The following is a 19,663-nucleotide window of genomic DNA, read 5'->3' as shown; positions in this document are numbered from 1 at the left end:
AATATCCCCATGTAGAATAATTTTTGTGCTATGTTTGCTGTGAAACGTTTGTAGTATAATTAATTAATGAGCCCTATTGATAAAGATATATCCACCTATCTCGCAAATTTAACTACAGAGCCAGGCGTATACCGCATGCTGGATCAGGATGGCATTGTATTATATGTAGGAAAAGCCGCTAACTTAAAAAAAAGAGTTAACAGTTACTTCACCAAAACGAATATGGGGGTTAAAACTCAATCACTTATTTCGCAAGTTAAAGCGATTGAGGTGAATGTGACTCGCAGTGAAACGGAAGCTTTGTTATTAGAAAGCAGTTTAATTAAAACATTGCGACCTAAATACAATATTTTGATGCGTGATGATAAAACCTATCCTTATCTTCACGTCACTAGCCATCATCTATACCCGCGTATGGAAATTATGCGTACAAAAAGAAAGCCCAAAAAGGGGGATTTTTTTGGACCTTATCCAAGCGTACTGGCGGTGCGAGAAACCTTAAGTACTATTCAAAAAGTATTTAAGATCCGAAATTGCAGCGACAGTTATTTTAGTGGTCGCTCACGCCCTTGCTTACAATATCAAATTAAACGCTGTAGTGCGCCATGTACCGGTTATATTGCTAAGAAAGAATATCGTCAAAATGTTGAAGACGCTGTAAAATTTTTACAAGGTCGTTCTCAAGATATCCTACATGAACTCGAAACTCGGATGCAGGATGCTGTAAGTCAATTAAATTTTGAGAAGGCTGCTCAGATCCGAGATCAAATCAAACACTTACGGCTGGTTCAGGAACAACAAGGCATGGTTCAACTGCGTGGGGATGCAGACGTCATTGTCATCTTTGTGAGGCCTGGCTTTGCCTGCGTTCAATGTGTAACCATTCGAGATGGTCAGGTTTTGGCGAGTCAAAGTTTTTTTCCTTCGGTGCCAAAACAATCCTTTCAGCAAGGTGAAACTGCTTCCTCTGAGTTATGGGAAGAGGTTTTTTTTGCTTTTGTAAATCATTTTTATATGGATACTCCAGCGCGGATCCCAGCCACAATCATTACAAATCATACGCTTTCTGATAAATCGGCCTTTGAAACCATGTTAACGGCTTTACGTGGAAAATCTTGTCACATTCAAACTAAACCTCGTGGGGTTAAAGCTCGATGGTTGGATTTTGCAAACAATAATCTTCAAATGGCAATTGCTGATCAAATGAGTTCAGAGACGGTGATGGAAAAACGTTATCACGAATTGCAGCATTTTTTAAACCGGGAAAAGACTATCCAACGGATGGAGTGTTTTGATATTAGTCATACTCAGGGTGAAGCCACCGTAGCCTCGTGTGTTGTTTTTGATAAGCAAGGGCCTAATAAAAATGAATATCGGCGATTTAATATCCAAGGCATTACGCCAGGTGATGATTATGCGGCCATGAAACAGGTTTTAACCCGACGATTTAAACGCGCGCTTATTGATAAAAATCTTCCCGATGTATTGATTATTGATGGAGGAAAAGGACAAGTTGCGATAGCGGGGCAAGTATTGAATGAATTAAATATATCTAGCGTTCAATTATTGGGTGTTGCGAAAGGTCCCACTCGAAAAGCAGGCTGGGAACAATTAATTTTAGCCGACGCGTTTCAAGAAGTGACGCTTCCACCAGACTCACCAGCACTTCACTTATTGCAGCATATTCGTGATGAAGCGCATCGGTTTGCTATCACATTTCATCGTAAAAAAAGAAATAAGGCGGGACTCGAATCATCACTGGAAACGATTCCTGGGGTGGGGCCAAAACGGCGACAAGCTTTACTTCGCCGTTTTGGCGGGGTTCGAGATTTGGCTAAGGCCCCTGTTGATGAAATTGCCAAAGTGCAAGGAATTAGTCAGTTTTTAGCTGAGCAAATTTATCAACATTTCCATCCCTAGCAAAGGGATTTCTTAAAGCAATACCATGAATACTAGCAACTCCTAGATAGAGGCGGTTAATGCACGATTGGATTCAGACATAGGTAATGAGGCTGCTGAAACATGAACATGAATCGGGCTTGGAAAATGCCCTGGTTCCTCAGGATGGTGGGCTGTAGTATGTTGAACTAATCCTTTCTTTCTATCATGATGGTCTACAAATGACTTAGAGCCATCATCAAATTCTAACTTCAATTGATTGGGTAATTGTTTATTACGATTTACATGCAAGTAAATACCGCCTGCGACTAAAGTAAGCACGGTAAAAGCTGCTAGGGCCACAGGAATAATCATTGCGGCAAGAGGTGAAAAAAGAGCGACAGGTAAAATGGGACTCAAACAGCTTAGTGTAATCAAAGCAACGAGAACGCCTAGGCCAATCAGAGGAACTTTGGTAAATCCAAATAAATTCCGATCGCTATTAGCTAACCAAGTTGCTTTTTCTTCTTTAGTCGCATTCCTTAAGCCCTCTCTTTGATATTCATTACTTCCTAAAGGCAAATGATCAAGTGGAATATAGACATTCTTCTTTTTATGATCTTCATCCTCTATCTCTATACCATAACCCTTTTCACAATATTCCTTAGCTTTATTTCTAGCAAATAGCTCAGCACCGAGCGCGATTAAGGGCATTGCTAGCAGTGTGATGGGTAAAATAAATGTTGCAACAGGAATAAAAGAAGCCATGATGGCTACGCTGATAGCAAACAAAATCGAGGCGATGAGCGCTGGCCCAAAGGTTGCAGCTATCCCCCATCCGATGCCTTGAGCGATTGGATCATTGGTTCGAAGCATGCTGTGTTGTTGGGGTTGATGTCCTAGTAAAAAATAAGAAAGATTGGATTTTGTGGCAAATAAATCATTTACTACGCCATATAATAGGGCACTTAAATACGTGACAGAACCTGCAAAAATTGCTGTGCTAAGCACGGTTATCCAGACAGGAGCGGCTATGAGTGAAGTTAGAGTAAATAGAGCAACTCCAAAACCTGAAATACCTAATCCGACAAAACCAGCTTTTAATGATTGTTTTAAACCGCTGGTATCATCAATACCGTTCATTGTTTTTATTGCATGTTTTCCAGTAGCCATAGCGTTACCCACGATATCAATTAGCGTGCATTATAATCAAAATAAGAACAATATGGAATATTTTTATTTTCTTTATAAGAAAAGTGAGCTATACGCTTAAAAGGTATTTAGCATCAATCCATAATTTTTTCTTTTTCAGCTAAACTTATTTCTAATTCAGTCGAAAATAACAGTAAAGGATAGTGTAACTGTAGGGGTTTGAAGTCAAGGGTGAGTTAATTTGGAGCGAATTTTCAAGCAATTGGATAAGTCGCCCGCTTAAGGATGAATTAGGATAAGATCATGAATAGACATCAAGTAGTGATTGCAGCTGTTTTATCCGTATTCGCTACACTAGCGATGGGGAAAGATGAGCCTGTTTATTATGGCTCAGCTTTATGTAAATATCCTCAATATGAATGCGTTCGTGTCGGGCATAGTCAATCTTGGGAGCGCATGTTTCCTGATGAGCGCGAGCGCGATTTAGTGCAACGATTAAATCGTACTTATAATTATCTTTGGGCAGGAAAAGTCATTGCTGTACCTAAAGACTTAAAACACATCACTTGGAAGGATATTTCTCCTTTTCCTTTAAAAATTAAGCCAGAAGACAATACAAAACTGATTATTGTTGATCAGGACAAACTGGCATATGGCGCTTATGATGAAGAAGGAAATTTAGTGAAATGGGGCCCAATTTCTTCAGGGAGCGATCGCTGCTCCGATAATAGTAGCCCGACATGTAGAACCAAAACAGGAATATTTCGAGTGTTCAGCATGGAAAACGAAAAATGTAAATCCGGTGTATTCCCTCTTGGGCGAGGTGGTGCAAAAATGCCTTACTGCATGTATTTTCATAAGGGGTTAGCATTGCATGGCTCTGATGATATTCCTGGTTATCGTGCAAGCCATGGATGTGTACGAATGTTTACTCGTGATGCAAAATGGTTGAATCATCATTTTGTAGAAACGTCGAAAGAATCCAATAACTTTTTAGGGACTAAAGTCATTGTTAGGCCATTGGCCTCCAGGGAGAAAAAATAATGAATCGACATAGCCTATTGACCTGGGTTGGTATTGGAATCATGCTCACATTAACAGGAATTGCCACAGCAAAAGAAGATGAGAAAGAAGAACGAAGAAATCCTTTAGGGTGTGTTGATGTGGGATACGCGTTCGAACTAAAAACACTGAATTTATTTCCTCAAGAGGCAGGGGAAAGAAATTCGCTTTATTTTATTTTAAACAAATCAAACAGGCCCATTAATTTATATCAGATGCGCCAAGGTGATAGTTCTTATAGCATGTATCTTAATCATGAGATATCCCCCAATCGTTGGGCGGTCTTATCAACCTGTGAAAAAGAAATTAAATATGTCTGTACGATAGAGGATAAAAAATCAAAATATGGCAAGGTTGTTGATTGCGCTGAAAATTTACAAGTTTGTGAATTCGCTCGAGTTCGATTTGGTTTAAATAATCGAGGGAACCATTGGATTGTAAATAGTAATACCAGAGGAGGCGCCGTTCGAGAGGTCGTGCATTACGGCATTATACCACAATAAAATAATCGACCTTTATACTGGAAGATAGCGTGGCAAAGGACAAGGGGAACAACATGAAATCGGTAATGCCATGGGTATGTCTAATCGCTGCAGGACTGCAAGGTGCATATGCAAATACGGGAGTAGAAGCTTACCGGCAGGGTAATTTTGCCAAGGCCGCAGAAGCGCTATCTAAAGATTCTGGAAGCGATCCGGTGATTGAATACTATAAAGGTCGTATGCGTCTTTATGGTTATGGTCTTTTAAAAAATAATGCTCTGGCTTTAAAGCATTTGACTCTTGCTGCTGAAAAAGGGTATTTGCCTGCTCAAAACATTCTAGCTCACTATGAATTATTGACCGAAAATAATCCTGAAAAAGCATTATATTGGTTTAAAAAAGCAGCGGATTCAGATGATTTAAAAGCGCAAATGTATTGTGCTGCTGCTTATATGTTTGGATATGGCACCAAGCCCAATTCGAGCATGGCTAGGCGCTACTACATTGCTGCTGCTAAAAATAATAATTCCATTGCGCAATATACACTTGCGGAATATTTTCTGGATAGCCGAAACGCACATAATCGTAAACTCGGTTTAATCTGGCTCAATAAAGCAGCAGAGCAAGGCAATTATCAAGCGCTCTTGAAGCAAGGTGAGTTATATGCTGAAGGTAAACTGGTATCCAAAAATACGGATGAAGCGCGAAAATTAATTGAAGAGGCTGTAAAGCAGGGATCGGTTTTAGCGCTTTATCAGATGGGGACTTTAGAGCAACAACTAGGTAATCTTGAAAAAGCAAAAGAGTGGTATACCAAAGCTGCTGAAAAAAACAATGCCTTTGCTCAAATCGCATTGGCGAAATTGTATCTAATAAAAGATGGGCCCTTTTATGATCCTAATAGCGGCTTTTTATGGATGTTAAAAGCGGCTCAAAATAACGCCGTTGAAGCGCAACGCGAACTCGCTAAAATGTATAAAGATGGAATCGGTGTTTTGCCGGATGAAAATTTAGCTAAAGAATGGCAAGAAAAATCCAAAAAGCCCAAGAAGAAAACAACCCTTGAAGCACGAGATGAAGTAGCGCGATGGCTAAGTAATGATAAGTCAAACGACTTTGCTGCCAGCGGGTATACGCTAAAAGGGATTCAAAGTCCCTGGAATAATACAAGAGCCTTACAAGACAATAATTATAACCCCGCGCCACAACTAGCCGAAGTGACCCGAGAACAATTATATAAGCCCCAATTTGTGTTAACGAACCCCAATGATATTAAAATCAGTGAATATTATAATGCATTAGCCTCAAGCCTTAATCCACTTGCTAAGGATAAATTGATTTTACCTCAATATCCTATCGATAAATTGGAAGCATTTGAACCAGAAGAGCCTTTAATTCCTAACAGCCCGCTGAATACAGTAGGTTTTCATGAGATAGGATATTATCCCAAGCCCGGAGTTAGCGGAGATTTTGATCTTATGGCATTTATGTCTGAGACAGAATTTAGCCCATCCTCTTCAGAAAAAACCCCTTTTGAGCGAATTCTAGGGAAAGCTATATTAGGTGTTCCTGATGCGCAGTTTAAGCTTGGTCAGCTCTATGAACATGGTATTGCGGTGAATCAAAATTATCAAAAAGCGCTTGAATTTTATCAATTAGCCGCCGAGCAAAAAGACTTGCGAGCTGAATACAATATTGGACTGATGTATTTAGAGGGAAAAGGGGTTGAGCGAAATTATCAGGAAGCAGAATCTTGGTTAAAAGACGCTGCCTTCAAAGGAAATACTATGGCTCAATACGCTCTAGCGCGAATCAAAGAACAAGGTTTCCATGATGAAACGGGTAAGATAGTGATTGAGCGAGATCCAACTGAATCTGTTGCGATGTATTACATTGCTTCATCAAACGACTATGGACCTGCGCAATATCGGTTAGCTGAGATTCTTGTTCGCGAAAAGCAAGCGGATGTCAGTGTGGCTGCGGTTAAAAAACGCAATCAAACGATTAAGAAACTATATCATGGCGCTGTTCAAGAAGGCGTGAAAGAAGCCTCTTTGCCTCTGGCCTTTTTTAATGCGATGGATACGAATGCCGAAAAGCAACAAGAAGCTTATGCTGTTGCGAAAAAATATGCTGAAGAAGGTAATACAGAAGCTGCTTTATTAGTGGGTTTGATGCTGGATCGAGGAGTTGGCGTTGCTAAAAATCCTTCTGAAGCCATCTACTGGTATCAAAAAACAACCATGACGCCCGTTGGGTCGTTTATTATGGGCACCTATTTAAATCAAGGCCAACACATCAGTCAGGATGTGGCTACCAGCAAAAAATTGTTGCAACACTCTGCTGATTCAGGATTTTCATACGGTAATTTAAATTTAGCGGTGGTGAAAGAACGAGATGGGCAGGCATTTCTTGATGAATTAAATGCGGCTAGGACCTTAGGAAACAGCACGGCAGGATTATTGATGGCAGATTATTATTTATCACTAGGAAATGATCCGAAAAAAATGCAACAGGCTCGTGATATTTACCAGGAATTTGCAGAAAAAGGAGATAAAGAAGCGCAATTAAAACTTGCCTTTATGCATGAGGAAGGCTTGGGCGGTGAGGTTGATGTGACAACAGCACAACAATGGTATACCAAAGCGTCAACCCAGGGTCAGCCTGTTGCACAATATTTGCTTGGTAGAATGTATTTCTTAGGTAAAGTAGATAACAAACCGAACTATGAAGAAGCAACACATTTAATGAAACAGGCTTTAACGACTTACTCACCAGCAGCCGTTGCACTAGGATTTATTCATGACACGGTGTTTGATAATTATCAATTGGCTTTAGCATCTTATCAACAAGCGACAAATCAAAATAATCCAATAGGGTACTACAATCTAGGTTTGATCTATGAGTTAGGAAAAGGGGTTCCAGTCGATTTTAATAAAGCTCAAGCGCTTTATCTTAAAGCAGCTGAGAAAAATAATGCTGAAGCGATGGTGCAATTGGCTGGGCTTTATTTTAACGGGTTGAATGGTCCAAGAGATGAACGAACCGCTCTTCATTGGTATCAAAAAGCAGCGGACTTAGGGAATCGCGAGGCGTTGTATCAATTAGGGTTGATGTCTGAGACCGGGGTAGCAAAAGCGCTCGATTCTTCAGCTGCAATGCGCTTTTATCAGCAAGCTGCAGACAAAGGTAATACGAAAGCTATGCTGGCTTTAGCCAGAATGTATCAGTATGGACAAGGAATAACTAAAGACAATAAAAAAGCCATTGAAATATACGAACAATTGGCGAAATTAAATAATCCCTACGCACAATTTCAACTGGCGACATTCTATTATGATGGTGCATTAGGTGAGCAACAAACCAAAAAAGGGAAGGAACTACTAATGAAAGCGCAGAAAAATGGTTATAAACAAGCGGGCAATGTGTTGCAATGGTTAGATGCACAAGCAGAAGAGCGCTTAAGCTATATTGAACCGGTGAATGTTAATCAAAGTTCTGAAATCGCGGGTCAGCCAGTTGAATTGATGTATTTTGAGGCAATGAACGAGTGGAATCGTGGGGATGAGGAGCTATCAAGAATGATATTAAATAAAATACTACAGCGTTTTCCTCATTACACCCCGGCAAAAAGAGCCTATGATCAATTGCATCAAAATTTTTCTCCAAAGCATTTTAGTTGATTGGAAGATTTTAGGATGTAGAGGTTCTCTTGTTTAAACGTAGATCAGCGTTTATGATATTTCTTTAGCGATTTAAAATGCATAAGATGAAGTTTATTGGATGTGCAATGAGCCAGGATAAGGAGCGAAGATGTTTAGCATTGGACGCTATATAGCAAAACGACTAGAAGAGTTAGAAATCAATGATTATTTCGCAATTCCTGGTGATTATAATCTGGTGCTTTTGGATGAGGTTTTATTAAATAAGTCTTTAAGAATGATTAATTGCTGCAACGAGTTAAATGCTGGTTATGCAGCGGATGGATATGCGAGAATCCATGGAATTTCAGCGTTATTCGTAACGTACAGCGTGGGGGCTCTTAGTGCTATTAATGCAGTTGCAGGAGCCTATGCAGAAAATCTTCCTATACTGGTGATATCCGGAGGACCTAATACAAACTCGATACAAGATGCTGAGGTATTGCATCACACACTCGCTACGGAAGATCATTTGTACGTGCGGGACATGTTTGCACGGGTCACGGCACATGCTGTATGCATAAGAAAACCTGAACGTGCAGCCGCTGAAATTGATTTAGCGATAGCCACCGCTATAGAAACTAGCAAACCAGTCTACCTAGAAATAGCATGCAATATTGCGAACCACCTAATTTCTGAACCAACCAAACGTGCCTTTAACGCAGCTAAAATCAGTGATAGCTCTTCACTTAAAGCGGCTGTTAAAGCTGCTGCTGAAAAACTAAATCAAGCAACCAAGCCCCTTATCATCGTAGGCAGTAAAGCACGCCCTTGCCATGCGCTTGAAAAGATTAGTGAGCTCAGCAAAGCCTCCCGTTACGCGGTAGCGGCTATGCCAGATGCGAAAGGATTTATTTCTGAACAGCATGAAAACTATATAGGTATTTATTGGGGGCCAGTTAGTTCGCCAGGTTGTGGCGAAGTTGTGGACTCTAGTGATGCTTACTTATTAATTGGCCCAAATGAAAACGACTATACAACCGTGGGCCATATGTGGGGAATTATCCCGGAAAAGTCAGTCTCCATAGCTGAAGGAACCGTTCGGGTAGGCCAGCAAGTTTATACGAATGTGTACATGAATGACTTTCTAAGTCAGCTGAAAAAAGAACTTAAGGCAAATAACAACGCGTTGAGTGCTTACAAGCGGATAGCGGATGAGCCAACTTTTTGTAGGCCTATTCCCTCAAAAGAGGATCAACCCTTAACCACGCGAGTTTTATTTTCACACATTCAATCTTTGCTTAATGAAGAATATGCGGTTCTCGCAGAAACTGGAGACTCATGGTTTAATTGCATGGAGCTTAAATTGCCGGAGGGGTGTCCTTTTGAAATTCAAATGCAGTATGGCTCTATTGGATGGTCTGTAGGTGCACTGCTCGGCATGCAAGCCGCTTTACACAATAAAAAAAGAGTAATTGCTTGCATTGGTGACGGCTCTTTCCAAATGTCCGCGCAAGAATTATCCACACTCATTCGCTATGATTTTAAACCCATTTTATTTTTAATGAATAATGCCTCTTACACCATTGAAGTACAAATTCATGATGGACCATACAATGTGATTAATAATTGGCGTTACGCTGAATTAGTGCATGTATTCTCTCGTGATAATGAAAATGTTAAATCATTTGTTGTTAAAAACGAAACCGAACTCAAAAAGGCAATTGATTCAGCAAAAAAACTGCCGCATTTATGCTTCATCGAAGTGATTCTTAACAAAGATGATTGCAATAAGCATTTATTGGAATGGGGCGCCCGAGTTGCTCGCTATAACAGCCGACCTCCACAAAAGTGAATTTTACTCACCTAACGGGTATTAAGTTAAGGGATTTTAATCTAATGGCTATTCGTTAATTCTTGAGGACAGTAATTCGTGTTTTTGTCAGATAAATCTGAAGAAAATTACTTAATAAAGTGAGAGTTTTCTTATTTTATTTAGGGTACTCATTCTTGAATTTTAAAAATTAGCAACTATATCTATAAATACCCATGATAATTATGGTGATAATCGATTCAATTCAAGGAGAATAGGATGAGCATTATGAAGCGCGAACAACAAGGATGGCCAAGAGATTATCTTAGCACGGTATTAAATGAAGTCTTACGGCCATTTAATTTTGAAGAAGAAGCTGAAACCACCTTATGGAGCCCAGCGGTTGACATTCGTGAAGAAAAAGATAAATACATTGTTAAGGCTGATATTCCGGGTGTTGAAAAAGATGATATTCATTTATCTTTAGAAAATAACATGCTCACCATCAAAGGTGAACGTCGGTATGAGAAAAAAGAAGAAAAAGAAGGGTTTTCTCGCATAGAACGAGTGCAAGGCCAATTTTATCGTCGCTTTGCATTACCAGAAACTACGGATGAGTCAAAAATTAAAGCGAGCTACAAAAAAGGCGTTCTGGAAGTTACCATTCCTAAAAAAGCGAATGAGAAAGCCAAAAAAATTAATGTAAAAATTGAAGATTAAATTTGGAGTAATGATTAAAGCCTAGATCGGATAAAGCAAGATCTAGGCTTTGAATACTTATGCAGCCATTGCTTTAACGCGAGCACTTAAACGGCTTTTAATGCGAGCCGCTTTATTCTCATGAATCAAACCTTTTTGAGCTGCTTTATCAATAATAGGTTGTGCTTTTTGATACGCTTCTTTAGCCGCTTCTTGATTACCAGCTTCTACAGCTTTTAAAACATTTTTGATGTAGGTACGGTACATAGAACGCGCACTAGCATTGTGCTGGCGACGCTTAACGTTTTGTCGGGCGCGCTTAATCGCTGACTTAATGTTTGCCACTTACAATCTCCACTTATTCGGTACAAAGAATAAAAGCGCGATCATGCCCCTCTCAGTCGAATTTGTCAAGATATGCCTAAAATAAACCATGAAAATAGACCAAGGCAGGGCATGGGCACGTTAGGTTCAGAATTTTTTGAGCGTACGAAGTATAAAAATAGCAATTCATAAATCATAAAGTTATCATAGGGCAATTTCGATTTATCTCTAGTTCGTATTATGTCAGCATCCGAGGTTATGACCCCAAAGCAGCAGAGTTTATTGCGTTCAACCACGCTGGTTTCCGTTATGACGTTTATGTCCCGCATTATGGGGTTTTTACGTGATATGGTGATCGCGCAAACTTTTGGTGCTGGGGCAGGAATGGATGCTTTTTTTGTTGCATTTAGAATTCCGAACTTTATGCGTCGATTATTTGCCGAAGGGGCATTTTCACAAGCGTTCGTTCCAGTATTGGCTGAATATCAGAAAACGCGAACGATTGACGAAGTTCGTCAGTTTCTAGCACGCATCGCTGGAAGTCTTAGTGCGGTTTTAACGTTTGTAACGGTAATAGGCGTTATTGCTGCGCCAGTCATTGTCTTTGTATTTGCACCCGGATTTGGCGAAGACAGCACGCGCTCGGTATTAGCCAGTGAAATGCTGCAATTGACGTTTCCTTATTTAATGTTGATTTCTTTAACGGCCATGGCTGGAGCCATCTTAAATACCTACGGATATTTTGGAGTTCCTGCCTTCACCCCAGTGTTATTGAATATCTCCATGATTATCGCAGCACTATATATCAGCCCGCATTTTGCACAACCTGTCTTAGCGCTCGCTTGGGGAGTTCTGATTGCCGGAATCGTGCAATTGTTGTTTCAAATTCCATTTCTATATCATCGTAAGCTACTCGTAAAACCTAGCTTTATCTTTCATGACCCTGGGGTGAGAAAAGTGTTAAAGCTAATGGTACCTGCTTTATTTGGCGTTTCCATTGCCCAAATCAATTTAATGGTGGATACAATTTTTGCATCGTTTTTAAAAGTGGGTAGCGTCTCTTGGTTATTTTACACAGATCGCCTAACGGATTTTCCTTTAGGAGTTTTTGGGGTAGCTATTGCTACGGTGATTTTACCGCATCTTTCTAGAAAGCATGCTGAAAAAAGTTCGCTACTTTATTCTAGAGCACTGGATTGGGGATTACGGCTGTTATTATTGATTGGCGTTCCATCAGGCCTAGGATTGGCTTTTTTTGCGATTCCGCTTATTGCTGGATGTTTTGGGTATGGAGCATTTAGTGTAAATGATGTATTGCAAACGCAAAAAAGTTTATTTACGTTAGCTTTAGGTGTGCCTGCGTTTATGATGGTCAAGGTCCTCGCCTCAGGTTTTTATGCCAAGCAAAATATTAAAACCCCAGTGAAGGTCGGGGCATTCGCGATGGTGGTAAATACCATCCTATGTGCATTATTGATAAGCCCATTAGCGCACGCGGGATTAACGCTTGCCTCCACGTTAGCGGGCTATGTTAATTGTGGAATCTTGCTGTTTCTTTTGTTAAAGCGCGATATTTATCAACCATCTGCGGGCTGGGTGAAATTCTTAATTCAATTGTCCATCGCCAATCTAGTCATGACGGCTTATCTTTGGTGGGTTGTAGGAGATGTGTCTTATTGGATATCTAAACCGATTGCTCACCGATTGGGTATATTATTGATGCATGTCTTTGTTGCGATGATTATTTATTTAATTTCCCTAGGTATTTTGGGTATTCGTCCAAGGCAATTTCGCGGTCAGGTAAAGGAGTAAGTTATGCAAGCAGAATCGTTTTACCAAACCACGAGGCAAGAAGCTCTTCCTCTAATTTTAATCACGAAATCTCAGTATAAAGAACGATTTTCAGAGCTTCCTGAGAACGTAAAACATGCCATGGATTCTCAACAATTTAAAGGGCATTTAGGCCATGTGGCTGTCATACCAAATGAACACGGTAAAGCGGATAAAATCTTCATTGGTTCAGGCAATGGGGAAGAGGTTCAAGCTGTTGCCCAGTCTGTTAATCGGCTTCCTGGAGGGACTTACTATTTTGAAAATAACCTCCCACAACCCGCTTTAATTATCTGGTCTTTGGCTCAGTATCGTTTTGACCGCTACAAAAAAAACAGAGAGGAACAAACACGCGTCTTAGCACTTCAAGAAGAAGCGCTCAACGAAGTGCTATTGGAAGCGAAAGCCGTGTTTTATGTTCGCGATTTAATTAATACACCAGCAAATGATCTTGGCCCTGCTAATTTAGCTAAAGCCTTATTCAATTTGGCTAATCGCTATGATGCTGAATTTGAGCAATGGGTTGGAGATGATTTGTTACAGCATAATTATCCAGCAATTCATGCTGTCGGACGGGCGGCTAAAGAAGAACCCAGGCTATTATCATTAACTTGGGGTGATGAGAAACACCCGCTTGTGGTACTCATCGGGAAGGGTGTTTGCTTTGATTCAGGAGGGCTCGATGTCAAACCCTCTAATGCAATGCGGCTTATGAAAAAAGATATGGGAGGTGCTGCTCAGGCGATGGGTTTGGCGCAGTGGATTATGAGTAAACAATTGCCTATTCATTTACACGTGTTAATCCCCGCAGTCGAAAACGCTATCAGTGGTGATTCATTTCGACCTGGCGATGTGTTGACGATGCGAAATGGCATCACGGTAGAGGTGGATAACACCGATGCCGAGGGTCGTTTGATCTTAGCGGATGCTATGGTGAAAGCCTCAGAACAAAAGCCAGAGTTACTCATTGATTTTGCAACGCTTACAGGTGCTGCCCGTGTGGCGGTCGGTACTGAGATTTCAGCAATGTTTACTGCGGATGATGAGTTGGCTGAAAAAATTATCAAAGCAGCTAAGAAAGCGAATGATCCAGTCTGGCGACTTCCTTTATTTCAAGGCTATCAAAGCATGCTGGATTCTTCAGTTGCAGATTTAGTTAATGCCAGTTCCTCGCCTTATGCCAGTGCGATTACAGCAGCACTCTTCTTACAGGCGTTTGTTCCAAACGATATTCCCTGGGTGCATTTTGATATTATGGCTTGGAATGTCTCCAGCAAGCCAGGCAAGCCCGAAGGCGGCGAAGCCATGGCGATGAAGGCTATAGCTTATTATTTAGCCGAGCGATATGGATGATTTAGAAGATTTTCGCTAAAGAACTGCAGAAGTAGCACTTGCTTTATAATGCGTCAATCTTATGTGTATAAAGCTCATGGCGGTTTAATCGATAGTAACGATAATGTTCTCGGCTTATCTCCTTGGCTTTCTCGTCAGGTGCAACGAGTTCGATGATTCGCTTAAATCTTGAAGCAAATGTTGGCACACTTGGGGCAAGGTTTAATAAAATATCATTAAATCCTCGCGGCTCATCTCGATAGCCAATTTGAATGGGAGGTGGAGGTTCAGGTCCTTCACCTTGGAGATTATGAGGAATAAAACTGTCTTCTTTAAAGGTCCATAATAATTCATCCAGATACAAAGCATCTTCTTCTGAATTACAAAATACAAAGACACGATGATTACGAAGGTAGGCCTTTTCAAGTAAACGACAAGCCAGTAACCATTCTCCTTTCGGCGGACTTTGCTCTATAAGATAAAAATCAACGCGCTGCGACATGACGTAAAATCTGCGTTAATAAAGGAACAGGGCGTCCTGTGGCATCACATTTTTTACCACTTATCCAGGCGCTACCCGCTATATCCAAATGTGCCCAGCGGAAATTTTTGGTAAAGCGCGATAAAAAACAAGCGGCTGTGATGCTACTGGCTGAACGATCAAACGCTGCGTTAATCATATCAGCCACCTGACTATCCATGGCTTTCTGATAAACGTCATCTAAGGGTAAGCGCCAGGCTTTATCCAAGCTTTCCTTTGCAGCGGTTTCAATGAGTTTAGCTAAGTCATCATCGGTTGTCATAAATCCAGTGTAAACACTTCCTAAAGCGATAATCATTGCACCAGTTAAGGTCGCAATATCCAAGACTAACTGAGGTTTGTATTGTTCTGCATAGGTGAGCGCATCAGCCAGTACCAAACGACCTTCTGCATCGGTGTTTAGAATTTCAATGGTTTGTCCTGAAAGACTGGTCACAACATCACCTGGTTTAACCGCATGGCCGCTTGGCATGTTTTCAGCGCAAGCTAAAAGACCAATGACGTTGATGGGTAATTCCAACAAAGAACAGGCTTTTAAAGTCCCTAATACCGCTGCAGCTCCGGTCATATCGTACTTCATTTCCGTCATCGCTTCAGAAGGTTTTAACGAGAGGCCGCCAGAATCAAAGGTAATGCCTTTACCAACTAAAATAATGGGGGCTTGATCTCCGCCGCCATGATAATGGACTTCAACTAACTTGGGAGGCTCGACACTACCTTGAGCCACCGCGAGTAAGGCACCCATCCCAAGCTCTTGCATCTCTTGTTTTTCAACAATTTTTACGCTGACTTTTCGATGTTTATTTCCAAACTCCATGGCATTTTCGGCAAGATAGCTAGGGGTGCAGACATTCGATGGGGTATTAGCTAATGTTTTGCATAATCGAATGCCTTCAGAAAGTGCGGCGGCTTCTTTAACTGTTTTAGATTGGGCGTTTGGGCAATAAAATGTCACTTCTTTGAGTGCGTAAGGTTTCTTCTCTTTGCTCTTGTAGTCCAAAAGCTGATAACACTCCGAGTCAAAATCTAAGATCATGCGTTCAAGCTGCTGATTTGGATTTAAATCCGTGACTTTAGGTAAAGCCAGCGTCGCAGATTTAAAGCGGTGTTTTAGTAAATTCGCAGCCAACTCTTTAATCCGCTTACGTAACACTTCGCTTGTAAATTGCTCTTGTTTTCCGCAATGAAGAATCATTAAGCTATGACCATCGACATCCATTTGCCAAACATAATCACCGGCTTCCTCTAGACGATTAGATAGTTTTTCCACTAAGTGTTGATGATCTGAAGGTAAATTTGCGATAAAATTGGAATATTTTTTATCATCCAATACGCCGAGTACGAAGCAATCACTGGATTTGAGGGTTAACTCTGTTACTAATTCGTAATTCATTTCAGATCCTCTTATGAGGTGAAAAGGATTAGTTTACTTAAGCTAGGAATAGTTTTCTACTATAATGGCGAGCAGTTAGCAATTTTTTGTTTCCCGAAAATCCCCTCTCCCCCATGCTACGCATTGAGGAGAGGGGGGATTTAATCGTGCAGTTTTTACAAATACGAGAGTTGCACCCCTGATTAGTAGAAAATTACTCGTGAAATACAATGGTTTGGTATGATATATGATCTTCAATAGATTGATATGGGGTAAAAAACGCGCGTGATTATTTTTCGATACCTAGCTAGAGAAGTATTTGTCACGCTGGCATCGCTCACCACGATCCTATTGCTTATTTTTATGAGCAATCAATTTATGCGGTATTTAAGCCGCGCGGCAAGCGGCCAGATCCCAGCCGTCTTCATTATGAAACTGATGATGCTGGAAATGCCAAATCTCATGGGATTGCTTTTGCCTTTAGGGTTTTATGTGGCCTTGTTAATTGCTTATGGGCGGTTATACGCAGAAAGTGAAATGACGGTACTGCAAGCCTGTGGGTATGGCCCGAATCAATTACTCAAACATAGCTTTATTATGGCTTGTGTGGTCTCTGTGATTGTGTTGGTGATTATGCTTTGGGCAAGCCCGCTCATTGCGGTTGAGCGCGCAAAACTCTTGCGAACATCCGGTGTGCAAACACTGATTCAAACGATTGTTCCAGGCCGTTTTCGAGAAGTTCAAGGCGGTCGGCAAGTGTTTTATGTTGAAGACATGAACCCCGCCCACACCGTCGCCAAACATGTTTTTTTAGCTAAACTTGATGAACAGGATGGTAAAAACCAATGGGATGTTTTATGGGCGGATAAAGCCTTTGTTAAAACGGATGAGAAAACGGGTGAAGACTACATCATTTTTAAAGAGGGTAAAGCTTATCAAGGTGTTCCTGGGCGAGCGGATTATCAGGTTGCGGAGTTTGAACGATATCAGGCGAGACTGCCCCATCCTGTGGTGGCTGTAAAAAATGATATTCGAACGGCTGAAACGAAAGCCTTATTACCGATAGTAAATTCTGATCCCAAAAAAGTTGCCGAACTTCAATGGCGATTATCCGTTCCCATTATGGTTCTTACGCTTACGTTGGTCGCGGTTCCTTTAAGTCGCGTGAATCCAAGAGCAGGTAAATTTGCAAAACTATTGCCCGCTTTGCTACTTTATATCATTTATGCCAACTTCATGTTCATCGCGCGAGACTGGCTTATGGCTGGAAAAACCCCACTTTGGCTAGGGATTTGGTGGATTCATATACCAGTACTCCTGTTAGGAATCTTTTTAATCTGGCGCAATCAGGTCAAATTATCATGACGCCTAGATTATTAAATCGATACATTGCCAAAAACGTGTTGTCGGCTATTGCATTGGTTACTTTGATGCTAGCTGGGTTACAAATTTTCATCTTGTTTGTCAATCAGTTAGATGATTTAGGCAAAGCCAATTATGGCATTATGCAAGTAGCAGGATTTGTAATGCTGCAAATGCCATATCAAGTATATTTGTTCTTTCCCATGGCCAGTCTTTTAGGAAGCTTGATTGGACTTGGCATCATGGCAAATTACCATGAATTGGTTGTGATGCGCGCGGCAGGCATGTCAATTTGGCAAGTTACCTTAGCCGTTTTACAGGCGGCATTTTTAGTGATTTTATTGGTAACTGCAATTGGTGAAACCATTGTGCCTAGGCTTGCGGCCATGGCGAATGATCAAAAGTTACAAGCCATGAGTGAAGGCCAAGCCTTAAGGACTGCCAAAGGCATGTGGTTACGGAATCAAAATGATTTTATAACCATTGGCAGTGTTTTATCTGAATATGAATTACAACGTGTGTTTCAATTCCACTTCGATAATACCCATCGCTTACAATATACAAGAAAAATAGATTCATTAACCTTTAATCAAGGCATTTGGACGGCACATAATGTATCAGAATCTACCCTAGCTCATGATCAAACAAAAGCAGCAGAATACGATACAATGACTTGGGAAGTTCCTTTAAAACCAAATATTTTAAAAATTGGAGGGGATGAGCCAGATGAAATGACACTTCCTGAGTTGCAACGTTATCTCCATATCCAAAAGAAAAACCATCAGTCTGCAGTAAATTATCAGCTGGCTTATTGGCAAAGGATTTTACAGCCTTTTACTACGGTCATCATGATGGTCTTAGCGATTCCCTTTATTTTTGGACCGTTGCGTTCTTCTACCATGGGTTCAAAATTATTAGCGGGAGCGGCCATGGGCTTTGGTTTTCATATGATTAATCGAATTTTTGGGCCCATTAGCCAAGTGTTTCAATTACCGGTTATGATTGCAGCGTTTGGTCCACCTTTATTGTTTGCACTTCTTGGACTCTATTTGATGAAGCGAGTAAAATGATGGCGTTTGTTCGACATTTTCTAGAAGCGATCATTAATCCTTATTTTTTTACATTTGCTTTAGTTTTAGGATGTTTAATCCTTCTGGCAAGAGGTGGTCGTCCCCGTATTGTCAAAATAGGATTTTTTCTGGTTTTGGTGTGTTTTTTAACGTTTAGCACTTCATTTTTACCTCGCTTGGTCACTGAACATTTAGAAAGACAATACAACCCTATTTTAAAACCTAACTCATCCATTCAATGGATTGTGGTATTAGGGGGTGGTCAATATCAATATGCTAACTCCCCGCCGAATAACTTATTAACCAGTGCAAGCACTCGTCGACTCATGGAAGGTGTTCGTCTCTATCGTATGCTTCCTAGCGCCAAGTTGGTCCTTTCTGGTGGAAATTTTAATGGAGAGGCCTCCGAAGCCAGTCGGATGTTTGATTTAGCTCAATGGTTTGCTATCCCCAAAAAAGACATCGTTTTGGAATCTGCTTCTATTAATACAGCGGATCAAGCCCGGGAATTAAACGAGTTATTAGAAGGTCAATCTTTTTATTTGGTAACCTCCGCCATTCATATGCCACGCTCTATGGCTTTGTTCCAAAAACAAGGGTTGACGCCAACGGCAGCGCCGACGGATTTTACTTTTTACTGGTCCGATGAGCGGTGGGAAAAGTTGGTTTTCCCAAATCCTCAAAATTTCGCATATTTAAATATTGCTTGGCATGAGATTTTAGGCCGGATTTGGGCGAATTTAATCGGGATTGTTTAGTCCTAATCCGTTTCTTGAGTTTCTGTGAGCCAGTCACTTAAAACGCTGATAATTTTACGCGCTTGTTCTTCACTGGAAATATTAAACTTAGATTTCTGCCAATATTGATTGTTGCGTTTTTGATAACGTCGAATGGAATACTTCACTGGACCATATACTTGTTTTGCATTGTCCCAATCTTGATAGCGATAAAGGATGGTCGTCCAAGCGCCTTTTGAAAGCACATGTTTATCCAATTCTTTGGTCGTTTCAATGCCGTTTTCGTGATAAGAAATGGTTAAATCGTCAATTGTTTCACTCATACAAGAATCCTAATTTTTAAAGGGTTTAATCAAAGCCAGAACCAA

General features: G+C 40.7%; 16 protein-coding genes. 11 read left to right on the top strand and 5 right to left on the bottom strand.

Annotation, left to right across the window (positions count from 1 at the left end):
- Positions 1-66: 66 nt before the first annotated feature.
- Complete coding sequence (uvrC, locus tag E1O41_RS07755; protein WP_131776743.1) at positions 67-1,920, top strand: excinuclease ABC subunit UvrC; 1,854 nt, start codon at positions 67-69, stop codon at positions 1,918-1,920.
- Between the two features lie 42 nt (positions 1,921-1,962).
- On the opposite strand, the gene E1O41_RS07750 is transcribed toward uvrC, so the two are convergent.
- Positions 1,963-3,051 carry a hypothetical protein gene (locus tag E1O41_RS07750; RefSeq protein WP_131776742.1) on the bottom strand — a complete coding sequence of 363 codons (1,089 nt, stop codon included), beginning with the start codon at positions 3,049-3,051 and terminating at the stop codon, positions 1,963-1,965.
- A gap of 339 nt (positions 3,052-3,390) precedes the next feature.
- Between E1O41_RS07750 and E1O41_RS07745 the strand changes: the two genes are divergently transcribed.
- The 5 genes from E1O41_RS07745 to E1O41_RS07725 all read left to right on the top strand — a co-directional run bounded on the left by E1O41_RS07745 (position 3,391) and on the right by E1O41_RS07725 (position 10,748).
- Positions 3,391-4,074 (top strand): L,D-transpeptidase, encoded by a 684-nt coding sequence (locus tag E1O41_RS07745; RefSeq protein ID WP_229669352.1) that lies wholly within the window; start codon positions 3,391-3,393, stop codon positions 4,072-4,074.
- Positions 4,074-4,595 (top strand): endopeptidase IV, encoded by a 522-nt coding sequence (locus E1O41_RS07740; RefSeq protein WP_131776740.1) that lies wholly within the window; start codon positions 4,074-4,076, stop codon positions 4,593-4,595. Before E1O41_RS07745 ends, E1O41_RS07740 begins: the two co-directional genes overlap by 1 nt.
- A gap of 53 nt (positions 4,596-4,648) precedes the next feature.
- Positions 4,649-8,257 (top strand): tetratricopeptide repeat protein, encoded by a 3,609-nt coding sequence (locus E1O41_RS07735; protein WP_131776739.1) that lies wholly within the window; start codon positions 4,649-4,651, stop codon positions 8,255-8,257.
- A gap of 130 nt (positions 8,258-8,387) precedes the next feature.
- Positions 8,388-10,070, top strand: coding sequence for a thiamine pyrophosphate-binding protein (locus E1O41_RS07730; protein WP_131776738.1), 1,683 nt, complete (start codon positions 8,388-8,390; stop codon positions 10,068-10,070).
- Between the two features lie 237 nt (positions 10,071-10,307).
- On the top strand, positions 10,308-10,748 hold the full coding sequence (locus E1O41_RS07725; RefSeq protein WP_131776737.1) for an Hsp20/alpha crystallin family protein: 441 nt from the start codon (positions 10,308-10,310) through the stop codon (positions 10,746-10,748).
- Positions 10,749-10,805: 57 nt separating this feature from the next.
- Here E1O41_RS07725 and rpsT read toward each other — a convergent pair whose 3' ends face one another.
- The gene (gene rpsT, locus E1O41_RS07720; RefSeq protein ID WP_131776736.1) at positions 10,806-11,072 is read right to left on the bottom strand and encodes a 30S ribosomal protein S20; all 267 of its coding nucleotides are present in this window, start codon (positions 11,070-11,072) and stop codon (positions 10,806-10,808) included.
- A gap of 219 nt (positions 11,073-11,291) precedes the next feature.
- On the opposite strand from rpsT, the gene murJ reads away from it, so the two are divergent.
- Together murJ and E1O41_RS07710 are read left to right on the top strand one after the other, a co-directional pair.
- Positions 11,292-12,863 carry a murein biosynthesis integral membrane protein MurJ gene (murJ, locus tag E1O41_RS07715; protein ID WP_131776735.1) on the top strand — a complete coding sequence of 524 codons (1,572 nt, stop codon included), beginning with the start codon at positions 11,292-11,294 and terminating at the stop codon, positions 12,861-12,863.
- Positions 12,864-12,866: 3 nt separating this feature from the next.
- Positions 12,867-14,234, top strand: a complete 1,368-nt coding sequence (locus tag E1O41_RS07710; protein ID WP_131776734.1) for a leucyl aminopeptidase family protein — start codon at positions 12,867-12,869, stop codon at positions 14,232-14,234.
- Between the two features lie 43 nt (positions 14,235-14,277).
- Here E1O41_RS07710 and E1O41_RS07705 read toward each other — a convergent pair whose 3' ends face one another.
- A complete protein-coding gene (locus tag E1O41_RS07705) occupies positions 14,278-14,715 on the bottom strand; it encodes a DNA polymerase III subunit chi (protein WP_131776733.1) in 438 nt (145 codons plus the stop codon).
- Entirely contained in the window at positions 14,699-16,147 is a 1,449-nt protein-coding gene (locus tag E1O41_RS07700; protein WP_131776732.1) for a leucyl aminopeptidase, read from the bottom strand. Before E1O41_RS07700 ends, E1O41_RS07705 begins: the two co-directional genes overlap by 17 nt.
- 264 nt (positions 16,148-16,411) lie before the next feature.
- On the opposite strand from E1O41_RS07700, the gene lptF reads away from it, so the two are divergent.
- The 3 genes from lptF to E1O41_RS07685 are packed head-to-tail and all read left to right on the top strand — an operon-like array spanning position 16,412 to position 19,316.
- Positions 16,412-17,491 carry an LPS export ABC transporter permease LptF gene (gene lptF / locus E1O41_RS07695; RefSeq protein WP_131776731.1) on the top strand — a complete coding sequence of 360 codons (1,080 nt, stop codon included), beginning with the start codon at positions 16,412-16,414 and terminating at the stop codon, positions 17,489-17,491.
- Complete coding sequence (gene lptG / locus E1O41_RS07690) at positions 17,488-18,558, top strand: LPS export ABC transporter permease LptG (protein WP_131776730.1); 1,071 nt, start codon at positions 17,488-17,490, stop codon at positions 18,556-18,558. Before lptF ends, lptG begins: the two co-directional genes overlap by 4 nt.
- On the top strand, positions 18,555-19,316 hold the full coding sequence (locus E1O41_RS07685) for a YdcF family protein (protein WP_278041030.1): 762 nt from the start codon (positions 18,555-18,557) through the stop codon (positions 19,314-19,316). The genes lptG and E1O41_RS07685 overlap by 4 nt, the downstream gene beginning before the upstream one ends.
- A gap of 2 nt (positions 19,317-19,318) precedes the next feature.
- Here the strand turns inward: E1O41_RS07685 and E1O41_RS07680 are convergent, their stop codons facing one another.
- Positions 19,319-19,618, bottom strand: a complete 300-nt coding sequence (locus E1O41_RS07680) for a hypothetical protein (protein ID WP_131776729.1) — start codon at positions 19,616-19,618, stop codon at positions 19,319-19,321.
- Between the last annotated feature and the right edge of the window lie 45 nt (positions 19,619-19,663).

Source organism: Legionella impletisoli (genome assembly GCF_900639875.1).
GTDB lineage: Bacteria > Pseudomonadota > Gammaproteobacteria > Legionellales > Legionellaceae > Legionella_A > Legionella_A impletisoli.
The sequence above is the reverse complement of the archived record's forward strand: the minus strand, read 5'-3'. Positions and strand labels throughout refer to the sequence as shown.

Excerpts from the sequence above, each read along its gene's own strand:
- E1O41_RS07745 (WP_229669352.1), top strand. The coding sequence starts at position 3,391 with ATGGGGAAAGATGAGCCTGTTTATTATGGCTCAGCTTTATGTAAATAT.
- uvrC (WP_131776743.1), top strand. The coding sequence starts at position 67 with ATGAGCCCTATTGATAAAGATATATCCACCTATCTCGCAAATTTAACT.
- E1O41_RS07680 (WP_131776729.1), bottom strand. The coding sequence starts at position 19,618 with ATGAGTGAAACAATTGACGATTTAACCATTTCTTATCACGAAAACGGC.
- E1O41_RS07750 (WP_131776742.1), bottom strand. The coding sequence starts at position 3,051 with ATGGCTACTGGAAAACATGCAATAAAAACAATGAACGGTATTGATGAT.
- E1O41_RS07705 (WP_131776733.1), bottom strand. The coding sequence starts at position 14,715 with ATGTCGCAGCGCGTTGATTTTTATCTTATAGAGCAAAGTCCGCCGAAA.
- E1O41_RS07725 (WP_131776737.1), top strand. The coding sequence starts at position 10,308 with ATGAGCATTATGAAGCGCGAACAACAAGGATGGCCAAGAGATTATCTT.
- E1O41_RS07740 (WP_131776740.1), top strand. The coding sequence starts at position 4,074 with ATGAATCGACATAGCCTATTGACCTGGGTTGGTATTGGAATCATGCTC.
- E1O41_RS07685 (WP_278041030.1), top strand. The coding sequence starts at position 18,555 with ATGATGGCGTTTGTTCGACATTTTCTAGAAGCGATCATTAATCCTTAT.
- E1O41_RS07735 (WP_131776739.1), top strand. The coding sequence starts at position 4,649 with ATGAAATCGGTAATGCCATGGGTATGTCTAATCGCTGCAGGACTGCAA.
- murJ (WP_131776735.1), top strand. The coding sequence starts at position 11,292 with ATGTCAGCATCCGAGGTTATGACCCCAAAGCAGCAGAGTTTATTGCGT.
- E1O41_RS07700 (WP_131776732.1), bottom strand. The coding sequence starts at position 16,147 with ATGAATTACGAATTAGTAACAGAGTTAACCCTCAAATCCAGTGATTGC.
- E1O41_RS07730 (WP_131776738.1), top strand. The coding sequence starts at position 8,388 with ATGTTTAGCATTGGACGCTATATAGCAAAACGACTAGAAGAGTTAGAA.
- lptG (WP_131776730.1), top strand. The coding sequence starts at position 17,488 with ATGACGCCTAGATTATTAAATCGATACATTGCCAAAAACGTGTTGTCG.
- E1O41_RS07710 (WP_131776734.1), top strand. The coding sequence starts at position 12,867 with ATGCAAGCAGAATCGTTTTACCAAACCACGAGGCAAGAAGCTCTTCCT.